Annotated in this window: 3 protein-coding genes; all 3 read right to left on the bottom strand. The window is 44.9% G+C overall.

What is annotated here, in order from left to right; translation table 11 throughout:
• Window positions 1-40: 40 nt before the first annotated feature.
• On the bottom strand, window positions 41-640 hold the full coding sequence (gene rpoE / locus ACTHUT_RS16585; RefSeq protein ID WP_004519728.1) for an RNA polymerase sigma factor RpoE: 600 nt from the start codon (window positions 638-640) through the stop codon (window positions 41-43).
• A 219-nt stretch (window positions 641-859) separates the two neighbouring features.
• Window positions 860-2,185, bottom strand: coding sequence for a tRNA lysidine(34) synthetase TilS (gene tilS, locus ACTHUT_RS16580; RefSeq protein WP_250600643.1), 1,326 nt, complete (start codon window positions 2,183-2,185; stop codon window positions 860-862).
• 88 nt (window positions 2,186-2,273) lie between these two features.
• Window positions 2,274-3,166, bottom strand: an 893-nt coding sequence (locus ACTHUT_RS16575) for an acetyl-CoA carboxylase carboxyltransferase subunit alpha (RefSeq protein ID WP_440419105.1), incomplete at its 5' end; no start/stop codon positions are given.

Raw genomic sequence — 3,166 nt, 5'->3', positions numbered from 1 at the left:
ACATACTCCAATGCTTTATTTGTTTTGTCGTTCATTTTTATTACCACCTTTGATCTTCAGAAGTATCCAACAGCGGCCGCAAATCTTTTGCAATCAGTTCACGCGCTCTGAAAATACGCGAACGTACAGTACCTATCGGACAATCCACTACCCGAGCTATTTCTTCGTAAGACAAGCCATCCATTTCCCTAAGTGTAATGGCTTGACGCATATCGTCTGGCAGTTGCGCAATGCTTGCTTCGACGGTCTGCAAGATTTCCCGATTCATCATTTCAGCTTCCGGCGTATGGTAATCTGCAATCTGATCGGTTAAATCGAGAACATCTCCCTCCTCATTGGCTGCTTCCGAACTGACAAAAAACTGGCGACCCGAAGTGGTCAGAAAATTCTTTGCCGTATTGATACCGATACGGTACAGCCATGTATAAAATGCACTCTCACCGCGAAAATTAACCAGCGCACGATAAGCCCTAATCATTGCCTCTTGGGTTACATCGTGTACTTCGTGCTCATCCTGAATAAAACGGGAAATCAGTCTGTTTAGCCGACGCTGATACTTGGACATCAGCATCTCGAATGCCTTATGGTCACCTTTCTGCGCGCGCTCCACCAAAACTTGATCTATTTGGCGATCGTTCATACCCAACCTTTAATCGTTTTACTGCTTTAAACCAAAAAATAGTAAAGCGCGCTGTGCACAATAAAGACAGCATCGCTTTGAAATAGTTCCACAAGATTACATTTAATCGCAAAAGTTTATTCGTATAGATACTCTAATATAAGCTATATTGCATATTATATCTACACTTAGCACAAGTAGTTAAATTACTAATACTTATTAAATTTAAAGTTAGTCTCTTTACTTTTCTACTATATATTTAGCTAACTTTTCATGAACAGGCAGATAGCCTTCCCCTATTTGAACATCGCTTCCCACCCGAAGATTAATAACAGCAAGGCACTTGTTGCCCATACTTAGGATAATCGGCCAATATTTACGGACGAATGGCACAATATGACACTCTTGCAATAGTTTTTCGACTGATTTTTCCCTCTGCCCCGACTGAATCACATCACCTTTGGCCACATTTCGAAGTACCGCCTGCTTCTCCAACTCCTCTTCTGACAAACCTCCCTTAAAGGGTAATAAAACGAAACCGTTTTCCAGCAAAATATCTTTCAGACGGCCTCGAACTTCCCTGCCATTACACCAAGGCAGTTTTTGAAACTCACTTTCCTGACAAACAAACAGCTTATCTCGATATACGACTAGTTTCCCGTCTGGCAAATTCAACTGCGCTTGATCAGCGGTTTCTAATACTCGGGCAAAATCGGCAATGCTGTGATAAGAAGGCAATGATTCCGTTTGCTTTCGCAAAAAATACCAAAGCAGCCGACGACGCAAAAGCGGGGTACACTGCCGCCATAGACTGATGCTGAATATTCCTTTTGGACTGATGCGCTGGTATTCAGACTCAATCAATTCATCTAAAAGCTGCAAATCTTCCTGCAATAATCGAACATTGGTACAAATTTGCTGCTCAAAATTCGGGATACGCTGCTGCCATTTCGGCAAAGCCTGATTTCTCATCCAATTGCGTAAATAGCCGGAGTCTTCATTACTTTCGTCTTCAACAAAAGATAATCCCCATTGTTGCGCATACTCAGCCAGTTCCTGACGGGAAAATGCCAAAAGCGGCCGCCAAATTTGAATCTCTTCATTTAAATCACGCCATACCGGCATGGCCGCCATACCGCGTAATCCACCCCCTCGCACAGCCGACAACATAAATGTTTCGATTTGATCATTGCGGTGATGGGCCAAAACAATAATTTTCTTCAGGCCGTCTGAAAATGCCTGATATCGGGCAGCCCTGGCCGCAGCCTCCAAACCTTTTCCTTGTTTTTCCACATTGACACGGCACACGCGCAAGGTCACATTCAAACCCCGACAATAATCCTGACAAAATTTTGCCCAACTGTCGGCATTAGTGCTTAAACCATGATGAACATGGACGGCACGCAAATCAAAATGGTGAAATTCACGCGTCCGGTGCAAAAGATGCAGCAGGACGACAGAATCCAATCCGCCACTCAAACCAACTTCAACAACAGTATGGCTCGGCAAATCAGGAAAAGCTGCGTGAAAACTTTTAAATAGGGAATCAGGGGATAGTTGCGACATTTCAGACGGCCTGAAATTGTGAATTACTCAAAAATAGAACACAAAAAAAGCAAGCAGCGACATCTGCTTGCTTTTTCAGCAGTCAAACTTATTTGTCGGTAAATTTACCGTAAGCCATGATGCGGTCGAAACGGCGAGAAAGCAAGTCAGGCATGGTCATGCTTTGCGCTTCGCTTAATTGCTGTTCCAAAACGGTTTTGACGTTTTTCATCGTGGTTTCAAAATCACGGTGTGCGCCGCCCAAAGGCTCATCAATTACTTTATCAATGAGATCCAACTCTTGCAGGCGTTTGGCGGTAATACCCAATGCTTGCGCGGCATCTGCTGCTTTTTCAGCAGTTTTCCAAAGAATAGAAGCGCAACCTTCGGGAGAAATCACCGAATAAGTCGAATATTGCAGCATATTGACGTAGTCGCCGACAGCCACTGCCAACGCGCCACCTGAACCGCCTTCACCAATGATGGTGCACAATACCGGCACATGCAGACGGGTCAGTTCGTACAAATTACGGCCGATGGCTTCAGACTGGCCGCGTTCTTCTGCACCAATGCCCGGATACGCGCCCGGAGTATCGACAAAGGTCATGACCGGAATATTGAATTTTTCGGCAGTCTTCATCAAGCGCAGTGCTTTACGGTAACCCTCAGGACGCGGCATACCGAAATTGCGGCGGATTTTTTCTTTGGTATCGCGACCTTTCTGATGGCCGATAACCATCACGCTTTGGCCGTTGAAACGCGCCAAACCGCCGACAATGGCATGATCGTCAGAATAATGGCGGTCGCCGTGCAACTCTTCAAAATCGGTAAAAATACCGTTGATGTAGTCCAAAGTATAAGGACGTTGCGGATGGCGGGATACTTGTGAAATTTGAGCCGGAGTCAGCTTGCTGAAAATTGACTTGGTCAACTCACTGCTTTTCTTTTTCAGTCTGGCAATCTCGTCAGAAATATCAACGGCAGATTCGTCTTGTACGAATC

The sequence above is a fragment of the Neisseria sp. P0022.S010 genome (genome assembly GCF_051956635.1).
This window is presented reverse-complemented; position numbering and strand designations above follow the sequence as displayed.

What these genes read in the sequence shown, in the direction of transcription:
- tilS (WP_250600643.1), bottom strand. Translation starts at nt 2,185, where the DNA reads ATGTCGCAACTATCCCCTGATTCCCTATTTAAAAGTTTTCACGCAGCT.
- rpoE (WP_004519728.1), bottom strand. Translation starts at nt 640, where the DNA reads ATGAACGATCGCCAAATAGATCAAGTTTTGGTGGAGCGCGCGCAGAAA.